This window comes from Citrobacter sp. Ce129 (assembly GCF_030334545.1).
Taxonomy (GTDB): Bacteria; Pseudomonadota; Gammaproteobacteria; order Enterobacterales; family Enterobacteriaceae; genus Citrobacter; species Citrobacter europaeus.
In genome coordinates this window covers 378,367-392,930 of record NZ_JAOWDS010000057.1, presented here as the reverse complement: position 1 = coordinate 392,930, position 14,564 = coordinate 378,367, and the positions used below count along the sequence as shown (strand labels likewise).

General features: G+C 52.0%; 15 protein-coding genes and 1 other annotated feature. Of the genes, 9 read left to right on the top strand and 6 right to left on the bottom strand.

The window, feature by feature from the left end; genetic code table 11:
• Positions 1-33: 33 nt before the first annotated feature.
• A complete protein-coding gene (locus OGV77_RS08700; RefSeq protein ID WP_491700941.1) occupies positions 34-603 on the bottom strand; it encodes a YidX family protein in 570 nt (189 codons plus the stop codon).
• 82 nt (positions 604-685) lie between these two features.
• Complete coding sequence (cbrA, locus tag OGV77_RS08695; protein ID WP_080625930.1) at positions 686-1,831, bottom strand: colicin M resistance lipid reductase CbrA; 1,146 nt, start codon at positions 1,829-1,831, stop codon at positions 686-688.
• A gap of 100 nt (positions 1,832-1,931) precedes the next feature.
• Here cbrA and OGV77_RS08690 point away from each other — a divergent pair, with 100 nt between their 5' ends.
• Positions 1,932-3,158, top strand: coding sequence for a YidR family protein (locus OGV77_RS08690; RefSeq protein ID WP_087050734.1), 1,227 nt, complete (start codon positions 1,932-1,934; stop codon positions 3,156-3,158).
• A 1-nt stretch (position 3,159) separates the two neighbouring features.
• Here OGV77_RS08690 and OGV77_RS08685 read toward each other — a convergent pair whose 3' ends face one another.
• On the bottom strand, positions 3,160-3,492 hold the full coding sequence (locus OGV77_RS08685) for a YceK/YidQ family lipoprotein (RefSeq protein ID WP_167373431.1): 333 nt from the start codon (positions 3,490-3,492) through the stop codon (positions 3,160-3,162).
• A 238-nt stretch (positions 3,493-3,730) separates the two neighbouring features.
• Positions 3,731-3,803, top strand: a sequence feature (ROSE (Repression Of Heat Shock gene Expression) occurs in the 5'-region of heat shock genes and acts as an RNA thermometer to modulate expression.).
• Between OGV77_RS08685 and ibpA the strand changes: the two genes are divergently transcribed.
• The 3 genes from ibpA (at position 3,797) to OGV77_RS08670 (ending at position 6,517) form a co-directional block, all read left to right on the top strand.
• Positions 3,797-4,210: a small heat shock chaperone IbpA gene (gene ibpA, locus OGV77_RS08680; RefSeq protein WP_003023882.1), complete on the top strand. Its 414-nt coding sequence runs from the start codon at positions 3,797-3,799 to the stop codon at positions 4,208-4,210. Its footprint overlaps the feature before it by 7 nt.
• A gap of 92 nt (positions 4,211-4,302) precedes the next feature.
• The gene (gene ibpB, locus OGV77_RS08675) at positions 4,303-4,731 is read left to right on the top strand and encodes a small heat shock chaperone IbpB (protein ID WP_047407721.1); all 429 of its coding nucleotides are present in this window, start codon (positions 4,303-4,305) and stop codon (positions 4,729-4,731) included.
• 124 nt (positions 4,732-4,855) lie between these two features.
• A complete protein-coding gene (locus tag OGV77_RS08670) occupies positions 4,856-6,517 on the top strand; it encodes a putative transporter (protein WP_043018802.1) in 1,662 nt (553 codons plus the stop codon).
• Positions 6,518-6,566: 49 nt separating this feature from the next.
• Here OGV77_RS08670 and OGV77_RS08665 read toward each other — a convergent pair whose 3' ends face one another.
• Positions 6,567-7,430, bottom strand: coding sequence for an AraC family transcriptional regulator (locus tag OGV77_RS08665; RefSeq protein WP_043018801.1), 864 nt, complete (start codon positions 7,428-7,430; stop codon positions 6,567-6,569).
• Positions 7,431-7,596: 166 nt separating this feature from the next.
• On the opposite strand from OGV77_RS08665, the gene OGV77_RS08660 reads away from it, so the two are divergent.
• Positions 7,597-9,312: a solute:sodium symporter family transporter gene (locus OGV77_RS08660; RefSeq protein ID WP_043018800.1), complete on the top strand. Its 1,716-nt coding sequence runs from the start codon at positions 7,597-7,599 to the stop codon at positions 9,310-9,312.
• Positions 9,309-10,802, top strand: a complete 1,494-nt coding sequence (locus OGV77_RS08655; protein WP_043018799.1) for a sulfatase-like hydrolase/transferase — start codon at positions 9,309-9,311, stop codon at positions 10,800-10,802. The genes OGV77_RS08660 and OGV77_RS08655 overlap by 4 nt, the downstream gene beginning before the upstream one ends.
• Before the next feature lie 49 nt (positions 10,803-10,851).
• Here OGV77_RS08655 and yidI read toward each other — a convergent pair whose 3' ends face one another.
• Positions 10,852-11,301, bottom strand: a complete 450-nt coding sequence (gene yidI / locus OGV77_RS08650; protein ID WP_043018798.1) for an inner membrane protein YidI — start codon at positions 11,299-11,301, stop codon at positions 10,852-10,854.
• A 107-nt stretch (positions 11,302-11,408) separates the two neighbouring features.
• Here yidI and OGV77_RS08645 point away from each other — a divergent pair, with 107 nt between their 5' ends.
• The 3 genes from OGV77_RS08645 to OGV77_RS08635 are packed head-to-tail and all read left to right on the top strand — an operon-like array spanning position 11,409 to position 13,217.
• Complete coding sequence (locus tag OGV77_RS08645; RefSeq protein WP_042311462.1) at positions 11,409-11,756, top strand: YidH family protein; 348 nt, start codon at positions 11,409-11,411, stop codon at positions 11,754-11,756.
• Positions 11,746-12,108 (top strand): DUF202 domain-containing protein, encoded by a 363-nt coding sequence (locus OGV77_RS08640; RefSeq protein ID WP_043018797.1) that lies wholly within the window; start codon positions 11,746-11,748, stop codon positions 12,106-12,108. Before OGV77_RS08645 ends, OGV77_RS08640 begins: the two co-directional genes overlap by 11 nt.
• Positions 12,105-13,217 (top strand): anaerobic sulfatase maturase, encoded by a 1,113-nt coding sequence (locus OGV77_RS08635; protein WP_167373430.1) that lies wholly within the window; start codon positions 12,105-12,107, stop codon positions 13,215-13,217. Before OGV77_RS08640 ends, OGV77_RS08635 begins: the two co-directional genes overlap by 4 nt.
• A 12-nt stretch (positions 13,218-13,229) precedes the next feature.
• Here the strand turns inward: OGV77_RS08635 and dsdA are convergent, their stop codons facing one another.
• The gene (dsdA, locus tag OGV77_RS08630; protein WP_043018795.1) at positions 13,230-14,552 is read right to left on the bottom strand and encodes a D-serine ammonia-lyase; all 1,323 of its coding nucleotides are present in this window, start codon (positions 14,550-14,552) and stop codon (positions 13,230-13,232) included.
• Positions 14,553-14,564 lie beyond the last annotated feature (12 nt).

Here is a 14,564-nt window from a genome sequence, read left to right as displayed (position 1 = left end):
CAAGTGCCTTGTTACATTTGCCCATTTAAATTTTTATTGGTGATAATAATTAAAAAATAATATTTGTAATGGAGAGGTTACGACATCCAGAGTGATAGTAATGGGCAGTAGTCCGTTTGTGACGAATTCGGGTATATGTGAGGTTTTATATTCGTAAAAACCAACGGTAAATGGATGATAAAACGTAAGCATCTGCGAGTAATCCTGTTTGGTGCTTTTTTTATGGATTGTCCCTTCCAGTTTGGATAGATTTTTAGTGCAGTATTGCGCTGAGCAGTCAAAACCGTAGCCCGTAAGCACTTGTTTAACGTCCTGCGTTTCCCCTGTGTATTTAAGCGTTAATACGCCTTTAAATCCCTTTTTATTGTCGCTGATGATGAATTCGGCGATATCAACGGCCTGTAAATTATGACGGTCGATTTGCGGATCTTGCAGCAACTTCACCACGCTTTCGGCACCACTGGTTATCAGATAATCAAACGTTTTGCCGACAAAGACATAGCCTTCATTACCATCATTATCTTTACCTGACGATAAGCCAATAACGGTGTCTGTTTTCCACTTTTCCCTTGTTGTTTGTGGATCGCCTGCTTTGAGCCACATAAAGCTCAGGCACCCTGATAACATAACGCTAAGCGATGATACGACCAGCGATTTTACCAACCAGCTATGTTTTATGTTCAACTTAATCCCTTAAAAAAACGCGCCGTAATGTCATGGCCATACTACGCGATTTATCACGCTTTTCTTTTGCTGGCGGGTGACTTTCAGATTTTGCCAAGGGAATGTGCGCCACGCCGCTGCGCATTATCCATTTACGGGAAAAGGCCGATGTCAGGGCGCGACTTTTCAGGATTTTGCCATACAGTTTGAGGCGTAACTTGCGGGTGGCGTTGCGGTAGGCGTGATTCATATCTGGCGCATCCCGCAGGAGTACAGATTTGAGGATCTCCGCGCTGTCCAGCGCATAGCTAATCCCTTCCAGCGAACTGGCGCTGATAAATCCGGCCGCTTCACCAATCAAGAACGCGTTATCTTCGCCGCAGACGAAGTCTTTCCAGCGTGAGGGGAACAGCACCGTACATTTTTCGCTTTTCACCGGTTTGCCGAACTGGAAATGGAACGCTTCCAGCTTCTCTTTCAGCGCGTCAAAGCGCGCCTGGCCGTCCTTCATGGGGTACGCGCCGCCAAAGATAAAATAGCCGTCTTTGCTGATACTCCAGGAATAACAGTCGGTTGCGTCATTATCAAAAATACAGGAATAGAACGGGACAGGATGTTTTTCCGCAAACCATTGTTGAATAGCGACATATTTACGGATTTGGTGCTGGGGATAAAGATGACGGCGTACCAGTGAATTCGCTCCGTCGGCACCTACCAGATAACGCGCGGTGATCTGCTGCTCCCAACCGTCGGCGCGGAAGATTACATGCCATTTATCGCCCTCGCGCCAGATTTTCCGACACAGGCTGTCGTGGTACACCTGTACATCGTCAGGAATGAGCGATTTAAGCCATAAATCAAACGCATGGCGATTGATATTAATGTAGCTACGTTGGTAGTTACGCGTCAAAGAAGCGGCAACATCAACCGTTTTAACGCTAAATATCTGCGGGTTGGCGATGACATTAACGGGTAAGGTTATCCCGTCGCGGATAAACGAACGCTGGGCATCCGGGGCCAGCAGACCGCCGCAGGGTTTAGTGAAACCTTCGTTGCCGCACTGGCGCTTTTTATCCAACGCGATCACGCGCATTTTTCCACTCAACTGCCGCGCCAGCGCTGCGCCTGCCGGGCCTAATCCGATAATCGCTACGTCAAAATGTTCCATCTTTCTGTCCGCAAAAAATGAAGATAGCGATACGCTAAAGCCTGAAAGTGAAGTGCTTGTGAAGTATGATTGCTGAAATCGTCTTGTATCAGGGCATCCCATGAAGCAAATCACCTTTACGCCGCGTAATCATCAGCTTACCAATATCAATACCTGGACACCGGACAGCCAGTGGCTGGTCTTTGATGTGCGCCCCTCCGGCGCCTCTTTTACCGGTGAAACAATTGAGCGCGTTAATATCCATACTGGCGAGCTGGAGGTGATTTACCGGGCTACTCAGGGATCGCACGTTGGCGTGGTGACCGTTCATCCAAAGTCGGAAAAATATGTATTTATTCATGGGCCTGAAAATCCTGATGAAACATGGCATTACGACTTCCATCATCGGCGTGGGGTGATTGCTTCGCAGGCTGGGATGGAGAATCTGGATGCGATGGATATTACTGCGCCATATACGCCGGGCGCGCTGCGCGGCGGCAGTCATGTGCATGTTTTTAGCCCGAACGGCGAGTTTGTCAGTTTTACCTATAACGACCATGTGCTGCATGAGCGCTCTCCGGCGCTCGATTTACGCAACGTCGGCGTGGCTGCGCCGTATGGTCCGGTGAATGTTTCCTCGCAGCATCCCCGTGAATACAGCGGTAGCTACTGGTGCGTGCTGGTGAGTCAGACGACGCCAGCGCCAAAGCCGGGGAGCGATGAGATTAACCGCGCCTATGAAGAGGGCTGGGTGGGGGAAAGCAGACTGGCGTTTATCGGCGATACGTTGTCCGCCTCTGGTGAGAAGGTGCCGGAGCTGTTTATTGTTGATTTGCCACAGGATGAAAGCGGCTGGAAACAGCCTGGCGACGAGCCACTGGAGGGGACTGAGGCGACAATGCCTGCGCCGCCATCCGGCATAACTCAACGCCGCCTGACGTTTACCCATGAGCACGTCTTCCCTGGGCTGGTTAATCAGCCGCGCCACTGGGTGCGCAGTAATCCAGGAGCCTCTGAGATTGCGTTTTTAATGCGCGATGATCGTGGTGTTGTGCAACTGTGGCTGATTTCCCCACAAGGAGGGGAGCCGCGTCAGCTTACCCGCTGCGCCACGGATATTCAGTCAGCGTTCAACTGGCATCCGTCGGGGAAATGGCTGGGATTTGTACTGCAGAACAAAATCGCCTGTTGTGATGCTCTTACGGGAGAGATTGATTTTTTAACGGATCATCATGGCAACCCGCCGTCAGGCGACGCGATCGTCTTTTCTCCTGACGGTCAACGGGTTGCGTGGATGGAAGACGTCGAGGGTTTCCGCCAGTTATGGGTGACAGAAACCGGGCGCTAGCTTAAGGCGCGGTCATTTCAGCCGGGGGAATAACCGCGTTTGTGGCCTGCGTTCTCTCCTCGCTTTTTTCTACGCGGGATCTCACCGAGTTGTCTTTGCGAAAGAGATCCCACGGAAGCAGTACCGTATCCAGTACGGCGGTAAACGGCATATCCAGAATCGCCAGCGACTTGGTTCCCCAGTTTGTATCACTTTCGCTAATCATTGTGGCGCTGGCGCGCGTGCCAGGATACGTCCCTTCCTTGCCTCCGGTATGCGACATAATGCTGGAACAGCCGCTCAAAAACGCCATCCCGCTGCACATTGCCAGTGTTACCAACATTTTTTTTATCATCATTTATTCATCTGTATTTATCGTGTTTGCATGGTGAGTTAAAGCGATCCGTTGCGAAAATAACATCACCATTTCGTCGCACTGTGGCGGCTATCGCGATTTAACGATAACAACTGCTTCCCCCAGTGTATGCAATAGACACCAAACTGCAAAAAAAGTCAGATGAATACGCTTGAAAAGTTTGTATTAAGACCCATTTTTAGAGTGTAGACAAATGAAGGGCATGCCTGATGGGTGTCCTGGCTACCTGACCTGTCCATGATGGAAGGTCGATTATTCTCGCTGATTTCAGGAGCTATTGATTATGCGTAACTTTGATTTATCCCCGCTGTACCGTTCTGCAATTGGTTTTGATCGCCTGTTTAACCTGCTGGAAAACAATCAGGGCCAGAGCAATGGCGGCTACCCTCCGTATAACGTTGAGCTGGTAGACGAAAACCATTACCGCATTGCGATTGCTGTTGCCGGTTTTGCTGAAAGCGAACTGGAAATTACTGCCCAGGACAATCTGCTGGTGGTGAAAGGCGCTCATGCGGACGATCAAAAAGAACGTACTTACCTGTATCAGGGCATTGCCGAGCGCAACTTCGAACGTAAGTTCCAGTTAGCGGAGAACATTCATGTTCGCGGCGCAAACCTGGTGAATGGTCTGCTGTATATCGATCTTGAGCGCGTGATTCCCGAAGCGAACAAGCCGCGCCGCATCGAAATCAACTAATTCTGTGGGCCGCTGCAGGCGGCCCTGCTAAGTCATCGGCTTGCCGTCAGGGAGCCGAAAAGTACCTACTCGCTTCTTAGAAGGAGATTATTATGCGTAACTACGATTTATCCCCACTGCTGCGTCAATGGATCGGTTTTGACAAACTGGCCAATGCCTTGCAAAACACCGGTGAAAGCCAGAGCTTCCCGCCATATAACATCGAAAAGAGCGATGATAACCACTACCGCATTACCCTTGCGTTAGCCGGTTTCCGCCAGGAAGATCTGGATATTCAACTGGAAGGCACGCGCCTGACCGTGAAAGGTACGCCGCAACAGCCGGAAAAAGAGACCAAATGGTTGCATCAGGGGCTGGTCACTCAGCCGTTCAGCCTGAGCTTCACGCTGGCTGAAAATATGGAGGTCTCCGGCGCAAGCTTCACTAACGGCTTGCTGCATATCGATTTGACCCGGAATGAACCTGAAACCATTGCTCCACAACGTATCGCCATCAGCGAACGTCCCGCATTAGAGAGTTAAATAGCTCCATGCCTTTGCCCCGCCAGAAATGACGGGGCTTTTTTGTGCTTTACCACCCATACATTGCGACTGTACTCTGCGAGAATCCATTTACTTAATGATGTTATTCACAGGGAACAGGATAATGAGTGATATAGCATTGACGGTCAGCGTTCTGGCGTTGGTGGCGGTTGTCGGATTATGGATCGGCAACATAAAAATACGTGGTGTTGGTTTTGGCATTGGAGGCGTGCTGTTCGGCGGCATTATTGTCGGGCATTTTGTCGATCAGGCAGGGATGACCCTGAGCGGCGACATGCTGCATTTTATTCAGGAATTTGGCCTGATTCTTTTCGTCTACACCATCGGTATTCAGGTGGGGCCGGGCTTTTTTGCGTCACTACGCGTTTCAGGCCTGCGGCTGAATCTGTTTGCCGTACTGATTGTTATTATGGGTGGCCTGGTCACCGCGATCCTGCATAAGATTTTTGCCATTCCCCTTCCCGTGGTGCTGGGAATATTTTCCGGTGCGGTCACCAATACCCCGGCCTTAGGCGCGGGCCAGCAAATTCTGCGCGATCTGGGTACCCCTGCTGATGTAGTGGATCAGATGGGGATGAGCTATGCCATGGCCTATCCTTTTGGTATCTGTGGTATTTTGCTCACGATGTGGCTGATGCGCCTCATTTTTCGCGTTAACGTCGATGCCGAAGCCCATCAGCATGAATCTACGCTGACCAACGGACACGCGCTGATTCAGACGATGAACATCCGCGTGGAAAACCCGAACCTCAACAATATGGCGATTCAGGATGTCCCGATTCTGAACAGCGATAAAATCATCTGCTCGCGTCTGAAACGTGAAGAGACATTGATGGTGCCGTCGCCAGGGACAATTATCCAGATGGGCGACCTGTTACACCTGGTCGGTCAGCCTGGCGATCTGCACAACGCGCAGGTGGTGATTGGGCAGGAGGTGGACACATCGCTGTCGACGCGAGGTACCGATTTACGCGTTGAGCGCGTGGTGGTGACCAACGAACAGGTACTGGGTAAACGAATCCGCGACCTGCATTTCAAAGAGCGTTACGACGTGGTTATCTCCCGTCTGAACCGTGCGGGCGTTGAGCTGGTGGCCAGCAGCGATGCCAGCCTGCAATTCGGCGATATCCTCAATCTGGTGGGGCGTCCCGCGTCCATTGATGCCGTCGCCAATGTTGTGGGTAACGCGCAGCAAAAACTGCAACAGGTGCAGATGCTGCCGGTATTTATTGGTATCGGGCTGGGTGTTCTTCTGGGTTCCATCCCACTGTTCATCCCGGGGTTCCCGGTGGCGTTAAAACTGGGTCTGGCCGGTGGGCCGCTGATTATGGCCTTGATCCTGGGGCGTATTGGCAGCATTGGTAAGCTGTACTGGTTTATGCCTCCCAGCGCTAACCTGGCGTTGCGAGAGTTAGGTATTGTGCTGTTTCTTGCGGTAGTTGGTCTGAAGTCAGGCGGTGATTTTGTCGATACCCTGACGCAGGGCGATGGCCTGAGCTGGGTGGGCTACGGTATTTTCATTACTGCGATTCCGCTGATTACCGTGGGATTGCTGGCGCGTATCTTCGCCAAAATGAACTATCTGACGCTGTGCGGTATGCTGGCGGGTTCGATGACCGATCCCCCCGCGCTGGCGTTTGCTAACAACCTGCATGCCACCAGCGGGGCAGCTGCGCTCTCCTACGCCACCGTTTATCCGCTGGTTATGTTCCTGAGGATTATCACGCCACAGCTGCTGGCGGTGATCTTCTGGGGGCTGGGTTAAAGAGCGAGTATCCGGCCTGCATCTCCTGCAGGCCGGATGAGACGGTATTTCACTTCTCATGTTTAAGCACTGCCGAGGGCGCATAGCCAAACTTGTGTTTAAAGGCTTTGCTGAAATGAAATGAGTCAAAAAAGTTAAGCATATCTGCCACCTGTCCGACCGTATTCCCTTCCTGCTTTAACAGTGACAGCGCCAGTTCCAGCCGGGCATCGAGATAATATTCCTTCGGTGTTTTACCGGTGTAACGTAAAAAAAGACGACGTAGCCAGGCTTCGCTGCAGGGGATGGTGGCCGCCATATCCGCCACGCTCCACCGCCTTTGCAGGCTGGCATGCAGAGTGGCAATCAGTTTTTCAATTTGTATCCGCTGTGGGTCTTTTTTACCTTCGGCGTAAATAAGACAAATCCATTGATAAATTATTTTTGTGAGAAAAGCGACGGCCAGATTATTTTTCATTGAGTCTTGTGACGTAATTAATCGCGAGACCTCGGCCAGTTCCTGATTATAAATATCACCATTATAAATAATGCTTTGCTGGCGTAACGGAATATCCATTACGCTGGTTGGAGTGAATTCCATCCAGTATTGTTCCCATACTAATCCTTCACAATGATAAGACTGAATGTCTGTTGGTTTTAAAAATATTATACAATTTCCGGTGAGGGTAATGTGTTCGCCGCCTTTTAGCAGGATTTTCCCACAGCCCTGGACGGTATAGACAGCAACCCATGAATTAGCTATCAGTGGCTTTTTCTTATCGCGTGGCCAAATAACCCGGTAATGTTCGTCGGCATAGGTGTGCCACAGCGAGATCAATGAAATTCCGCTTGAGATCACATTTTCGTTAATCAATAGGGGAATATTGTACGTAGTTTCGTTTTTTACATGCGAACTTTGCATCTTTCCATTCATTTTAATTTCCCGCCGGAGAATTATGCCCACAACCTGAACTTAACAGAAAAAATCCGTTCAGGGATATGACGTTTTTATTTTAAGAAATCTGACTGCCTGACCCGGTGCGTAATACCTCCGATTTTCCCTACCGCTACCGGGACATAATGATAAAAAGGGCTATGAGATGAATACGCTACAAATTCTAAGCTTTGTGGGTTTTACGCTGCTGGTGGCGGTAATCACCTGGTGGAAGTTACGGAAAGCGGATACCGGATCGCAACAAGGATATTTTCTGGCGGGGCGATCGCTAAAAGCGCCGGTTATTGCCGCGTCGCTGATGCTAACGAATCTCTCGACGGAACAACTGGTAGGGTTAACCGGCCAGGCTTACCGCAGTGGAATGTCGGTAATGGCATGGGAAGTTATCTCAGCGATCCCGCTCATTTTTCTGGCGCTGATTTTTTTGCCGCGCTATCTGCAGCGTGGCATTGCTACTATTCCGGACTTTATTGAGGAGCGTTATGACAAAACGACCCGCATTATCATCGACTGCTGTTTTTTAATTGCCACGGGGATTTGTTTTCTGCCGATCATTTTGTATTCCGGCGCGCTTGCCTTTAACAGTATGTTTCATGTTACTGAAACCTTTGATATTTCCCAGCATACGGCAATTTGGTTGATGGCGGTGGTATTGGGGATTAGTGGTATTTTGTACGCCGTGGTCGGTGGGATGCGTGCCATCGCTATTGCCGATGTGATTAACGGTATCGGTCTGGTGATTGGCGGTCTGATGGTGCCACTGTTTGGCCTGATGGCAATGGGTAAAGGCAGCCTGAGCGAAGGGATTACGCGCTTAACGCAGGATCACAGCCAGATGTTGAATTCGATTGGCGGGAGCAACGACCCGGTACCGATCGGCGCGGCGCTGACCGGGCTTATTCTGGTGAATACCTTCTACTGGTGTACGAACCAGGGAATTGTTCAACGTACGCTGGCGTCAAAAAGCTTATCGGAGGGACAGAAAGGGGCCTTATTGACGGCGGTGTTGAAGATGCTGGATCCGCTGATTCTGGTATTGCCTGGCGTTATCGCCTTTCACCTTTTCCAGGATCTCCCAAAAGCGGATATGGCTTACCCGGCGCTGGTAAACAAAGTCATGCCGTTGCCGCTGATTGGCTTTTTCAGCGCCGTATTGTTCGGCGCGATCATCAGCGCGTTTTGCGGTTTTCTCAACAGCGCCTCGACACTCTTCAGCCTCGGTATTTATCGTCGACTGATTAACGAGCAGGCCAGCCCCGATAAACTGGTCAGCGTGGGACGTCGCTTTGGTTTTATCGTCGCGGTTATTTCTGTGCTGGTTGCGCCGTGGATTGCGTATGCGCCACAGGGGCTTTACAGCTGGATGAAACAACTCAACGGCATTTACAACGTACCATTGGTGACCATCGTTATTATGGGCTTCTTTTTCCCCCGCATCCCGGCGTTGGCGGCGAAGGTTGCGATGGGGCTGGGTATCGTCAGCTACATCACCATCAACTATCTGGTGAAATTCGAGTTCCACTTCCTCTACGTGCTGGCCTGTACCTTCTGCATCAACGTGGTGGTCATGCTGGCTATCGGTGTTATCAAGCCGCGTGCCACGCCGTTTAAATTCCATGATGCTTTCGCGGTCGACATGAAGCCGTGGAAAAACGCGAAGATCGCCTCTGTTGGCGTCCTGTTTGCGATGATTGGCGTTTATTCTGGTCTGGCGCAGTTTGGTGGTTACAACTCTCGTTGGCTGACAATCTTCAGCTACGCCATCACGGCAGCAGTAGTGATATACCTGATTTTCAGCAGCTGGCAGTCGCGGCGTATCTCTACTGAACACTGTGTCTCTGACGCTAAGGATAAAGCATGACCCGCCCTAATTTTCTGTTCATTATGACCGACACTCAGGCAACCAATATGGTCGGCTGCTACAGTGGTAAGCCGCTGAATACCAATAATATTGATAGTCTGGCGGCGGAAGGTATTCGCTTCAATTCCGCTTATACCTGCTCACCGGTCTGCACCCCGGCCCGCGCGGGGTTGTTTACCGGTATTTATGCCAACCAGTCTGGTCCGTGGACCAATAACGTCGCGCCGGGGAAAAACATTTCCACCATGGGGCGCTACTTCAAGGATGCGGGCTATCACACCTGCTACATCGGCAAGTGGCATCTCGACGGGCATGATTACTTTGGTACCGGCGAGTGTCCACCCGAGTGGGATGCCGACTACTGGTATGACGGGGCCAATTACCTGGCAGAACTGACGGATAAAGAGATCGGTTTGTGGCGTAACGGTCTGAACAGCGTGGAGGATTTGCTGGCCAACAATATCGACAAAACCTTCACCTGGGCGCATCGTATCAGCAACCGGGCGGTCGATTTCCTCCACCAGCCAGCGCGTAACGATGACCCCTTCCTGATGGTGATTTCCTACGACGAGCCGCATCACCCTTTTACCTGTCCGGTGGAGTATCTGCAGAAATATCAGGACTTTTACTACGATCTGGGCGCGAAAGCGCAGGATACTCTGTGCGATAAGCCTGAGCATCATCGCCTGTGGTCGCAAGCGATGCCGTCTCCGGTGGGTGAAGACGGACGCTATCACCATCCACTCTATTTTGCCTGCAACGATTTTGTTGACGATCAGATTGGCCGGGTGATTGATGCCTTAACGCCAGAACAGCGGGAGAATACCTGGGTTATTTATACCTCCGATCACGGTGAGATGATGGGAGCGCATAAGCTCATCAGTAAGGGGGCGGCGATGTATGACGACATCACGCGAATTCCGCTGATTATGCGCCCGCCGCAGGGGGAACCGATGCAGGTAGACACGCCGGTCAGTCATATCGATCTGCTGCCGACGATGATGGCGCTGGCGGGCATTGAGCAGCCACAAATCCTGCCGGGTGAAAACATCCTTAACATTGAAAAGCCACGCGGCGTGATGGTGGAGTTCAACCGTTATGAGATTGAACATGACAGTTTTGGCGGATTTATTCCGGTACGCTGCTGGGTGACAGACGACTGGAAGCTGGTGCTGAATCTGTTTACCAGCGATGAGCTTTACGACAGACGAAACGATCCCGATGAGCTACATAACCTGATAGATTCGCCACAATTGGCCGACGTTCGCTGCCAGATGCACGATGCTCTGTTGGACTATATGGATAAAATCCGCGACCCGTTCCGTACCTACCAGTGGAGTTTGCGTCCGTGGCGTCCGGACGCCGTACCGCGCTGGATGGGCGCTTTCCGCCCACGCCCGCAAGATGGCTATTCTCCGGTGGTACGCGATTACGACACCGGTTTACCAACCCAGGGCGTAAAAGTGGAGGAGAAAAAGCAGAAGTTCTGAGGGAACGCCCTGCCGGATCGGGTTCTCACGCCGCCATCCGGCAGGCTGGTCAAACTGGAGAAGCACCGCCGAGAAAGGAAAATATCAGCATGAGCAGAATGATGCCGCAGATAATGGCAATGCCAAAAAGCAGAGCATGAAAGGCAAGTGTCGCGCCGCCGAAGAACATTGCGCCATGAATACTCCAGCGATTTTCTTTACGCATGCCGCCGATAAACGCACATATCAGCGCGATGACGGCAAGAGCGATGCCGCTGTTATCCAGTATTTTATCGATATCAGTGGCAGTTTTTTTCGCAGCAGCGGGCGGTTGTTCCCCTTTCAGACCGGCAAGAATCCCTTTTTTAACGGCGGATACCTTCTCTGCCACCACGCTTTCCAACGCTGGCGGTGGGGCGGAAAAGGGGCCAAAAGAGAAATGAAAAATGCCGAGAATCAACGCAATGGCGCCAAATAGCATTCCCAGTGAACTACATTTGTTTTGCGATATGATGTCCATCAGACCTCCCTGTGCTGGTTCAGGTAGAGGGTATCAGCATTCCGCTGTACGAAATTCTGAAAATGACCAGACAACGTAGCTGAGCTATGAATGAAAAAGGAGTTTGGATGAAGATTTCCCGCCTTGGAGAAGCCCCGGATTATCGCTTCTCGCTGGCAAATGAACGTACCTTTTTGGCGTGGATCCGTACCGCGTTGGGATTTCTGGCGGCGGGCGTTGGTCTTGACCAACTGGCTCCGGATTTCGCCACGCCGGTCATTCGTGAGCTTTTGGCGCTGTTACTGTGTCTGTTTGCCGGTGGCCTGGCGATTTATGGTTACCTGCGCTGGCTGCGTAATGAGAGGGCAATGCGTCTGAAAGAGGATTTGCCGTATACCCATAGCCTGTTAATCATCAGCCTGATTTTGATGATCGTCGCGGTGATTGTCATGGGACTGGTACTGTATGCCGGATAGCCGTAAGTCGCGACGTATCGCCGACCCGGGATTACAACCGGAGCGAACATCGCTGGCCTGGTTTCGTACGCTGCTGGGCTATGGCGCGCTAATGGCGCTGGCGCTGAAGCACAACTGGCATCAGGCGGGCTTTCTGTTTTGGGTTTCAATTGTGGTGCTGGCGATGGTGGCCATCGTACTTTGGCGCTATACCCGTAGTCGTACCCTGATGGATGTTACGCATAGTGATTTTTCTGAATCTCGCGCGGTGCGTGACAAATTTATGATCTCCCTCGCGGTGTTATCCCTCGCAATACTGTTTGCTGTAACGCATGTTCGCCAACTTATTGCATTTATCGGGAATTTAGCATGACAGGATGTCAGGTCATGGCCAAGCCGGCCAGCTCTCGTTGTAACCTTGATTGTCGTTACTGTTTTTACATTGATAAACCCACTCAACCCGAAATGGATGATGCCACCTTAGAGACGTTTATTCGCCAGCATATTGCCGCGCAGCCGGGGTCTGAAGTGATGTTCGCCTGGCAGGGTGGAGAGCCAACCCTTTGTGGTATCGACTTTTTTCGCCGCGTAGTGACCTTGCAAAAACAGTACGGGCAAGGGAAGCAAATCCATAATGCTTTCCAGACCAACGGGATTTTGCTCAACGACGAATGGTGTCAGTTTTTACGTGAAAACGGCTGGCTGGTTGGGATTTCCCTGGATGGCCCTGCCGAGTTGCACGATGCGTATCGCGTTAACCGTAGTGGAAAACCGACTCACCATAAGGTGGTGGACGCCATTGCCAGGCTGCGTAAGCATCAGGTGGAGTTCAATCTGCTGGTGGTGGTTAATTCTCTGAACAGTCAGCGGCCCGGGTTGATGTATCACTACCTTCGCCAGCTTGGCACGCCGTTTTTGCAGTTCATTCCGCTGGTTGAATATGATGAAAAAGGCGAGCTTACCGCCGAATCTGTCCCGCCGCAGGCATGGGGAACCTTCCTGAATTCCGTCTTTGATATCTGGGTCAGAGAAGATATTGGTCGCGTATTCGTCCAGTTATTTGATTCAACCCTGGGCGTATGGTGCGGGCATCCGGCGCAGATGTGTTCGCTAAGCTCCACTTGCGGGCATGCGTTTGCCCTGGAAGCGAATGGCGATCTGTATCAATGCGATCACTATGTTTACCCTGATTTTCGCCTGGGTAATATTCATCACACGTCGCTGAGTGAGCTCAATGCCAGCCCGCAGGTAACGGCGTTTGGTCAGTCCAAGAAGGCCACGCTGAGTGCGGAATGTCAGGCGTGTTCGTTGTTACGCTTTTGCCATGGTGATTGTCCAAAGCATCGCGACAGCAGTGGAAAAAGTGCGATTTGCGGCGGGTACAGCGCTTTCTTCAACCATACCGCGCCGCATATGCGCGTGATGCGTGACCTGCTTAAGCAACATCGCTCACCGATGGAACTGATGGCGATGCTGCGTTAAGGTCAGCAACGTTTAACGCCCTTTGGCCAGATACTGCGCCATTTCTTCTTCAGGTACCATGCCGCCGCCGGTCGCCCACACCAGGTGGGTGGCGTTATTGAGCTGCTCTGCGCTGAAGCCGTGCATCTGCTGATAGTCAGCAGAGGCGCATACGCGTTGCGGACCGGCCATCCCGGCCAGCGCCGACGGCTCAAGGCGAATGCCTTCTTCCTGCGCCAGCCAGCCCAGCATGTCGTACATCGTCTGATCGTCCAGGGTGTACAGACCGTCGAGCAGACGTTCCATCGCCCGGCCAACAAAGCCGGACGCACGACCTACCGCCAGCCCATCCGCCGCCGTCAGGTTATCGATGCCGATGTCCTGCACGGAAATCGTATCGTGCAGCCCGGTATAAATCCCCAGCAGCATGCAGGGGGAGTGGGTCGGTTCGGCGAAGAAGCAGTGCACGTTGTCGCCGAAGGCCAGCTTCAGGCCAAACGCCACGCCGCCAGGACCACCACCGACGCCGCACGGCAGGTAAACAAACAGCGGATGGTCGGCATCCACCACGCGTCCTTGCTGGGCAAACTGCGCCTTCAGACGCTGGCCCGCGACCGCATAGCCTAAAAACAGCGTGCGGGAATTTTCATCATCGATAAAGAAACAGTTCGGATCGGATTCTGCCGCCTTACGACCCTGCTCAACCGCCACACCGTAATCTTCTTCATACTCCACTACCGTCACGCCGTGACTGCGCAGTTTGGCTTTTTTCCACGCGCGAGCGTCGGCAGACATATGCACCGTCACCTTAAAGCCGATACAGGCGCTCATAATGCCAATCGACATGCCGAGGTTGCCGGTGGAGCCTACCGCGATGCTGTACTGGCTGAAGAACTGTTTGAACTCAGGTGAAAGCAGGATGCTGTAATCGTCTTGTGTGGTCAGCAGACCGGCTTCCAGCGCCAGTTTTTCCGCGTGTGTCAGCACTTCATAAATACCACCACGCGCTTTAATTGAGCCGGAAATCGGCAGATGGCTGTCCTTCTTCAGCAGGATTTCTCCGCGGATAGGCTGCCCGTACTCTTTTACCAGCCGTTTTTGCATCGCCGGGATCGCGGCCAGCTCGGATTCGATAATGCCGCCGGTGGCTGCGGTTTCCGGGAATGCCTGCGCCAGATACGGCGCGAAGCGCGTCAGACGAGCATGGGCATCCTGAACATCGTGCTCGGTCAGGCCAACGTACGGTAAACCTTCCGCAAGAGAGGTGGTGCCAGGGTTAAACCAGGTCGTCTCCTTGAGAGCGACCAGGTCTTCCACTAAAGGATACTGGGCGATAAGTGTTTGAATATTTTCCATAGTCAGTCTCTT

What these genes read in the sequence shown, in the direction of transcription:
- ibpA (WP_003023882.1), top strand. Translation starts at nt 3,797, where the DNA reads ATGCGTAACTTTGATTTATCCCCGCTGTACCGTTCTGCAATTGGTTTT.
- OGV77_RS08665 (WP_043018801.1), bottom strand. Translation starts at nt 7,430, where the DNA reads ATGAATGGAAAGATGCAAAGTTCGCATGTAAAAAACGAAACTACGTAC.
- dsdA (WP_043018795.1), bottom strand. Translation starts at nt 14,552, where the DNA reads ATGGAAAATATTCAAACACTTATCGCCCAGTATCCTTTAGTGGAAGAC.
- OGV77_RS08685 (WP_167373431.1), bottom strand. Translation starts at nt 3,492, where the DNA reads ATGATAAAAAAAATGTTGGTAACACTGGCAATGTGCAGCGGGATGGCG.
- yidI (WP_043018798.1), bottom strand. Translation starts at nt 11,301, where the DNA reads ATGGACATCATATCGCAAAACAAATGTAGTTCACTGGGAATGCTATTT.
- OGV77_RS08700 (WP_491700941.1), bottom strand. Translation starts at nt 603, where the DNA reads ATGTGGCTCAAAGCAGGCGATCCACAAACAACAAGGGAAAAGTGGAAA.
- cbrA (WP_080625930.1), bottom strand. Translation starts at nt 1,831, where the DNA reads ATGGAACATTTTGACGTAGCGATTATCGGATTAGGCCCGGCAGGCGCA.
- OGV77_RS08640 (WP_043018797.1), top strand. Translation starts at nt 11,746, where the DNA reads ATGCCGGATAGCCGTAAGTCGCGACGTATCGCCGACCCGGGATTACAA.
- OGV77_RS08635 (WP_167373430.1), top strand. Translation starts at nt 12,105, where the DNA reads ATGACAGGATGTCAGGTCATGGCCAAGCCGGCCAGCTCTCGTTGTAAC.
- ibpB (WP_047407721.1), top strand. Translation starts at nt 4,303, where the DNA reads ATGCGTAACTACGATTTATCCCCACTGCTGCGTCAATGGATCGGTTTT.
- OGV77_RS08660 (WP_043018800.1), top strand. Translation starts at nt 7,597, where the DNA reads ATGAATACGCTACAAATTCTAAGCTTTGTGGGTTTTACGCTGCTGGTG.
- OGV77_RS08645 (WP_042311462.1), top strand. Translation starts at nt 11,409, where the DNA reads ATGAAGATTTCCCGCCTTGGAGAAGCCCCGGATTATCGCTTCTCGCTG.
- OGV77_RS08690 (WP_087050734.1), top strand. Translation starts at nt 1,932, where the DNA reads ATGAAGCAAATCACCTTTACGCCGCGTAATCATCAGCTTACCAATATC.
- OGV77_RS08655 (WP_043018799.1), top strand. Translation starts at nt 9,309, where the DNA reads ATGACCCGCCCTAATTTTCTGTTCATTATGACCGACACTCAGGCAACC.
- OGV77_RS08670 (WP_043018802.1), top strand. Translation starts at nt 4,856, where the DNA reads ATGAGTGATATAGCATTGACGGTCAGCGTTCTGGCGTTGGTGGCGGTT.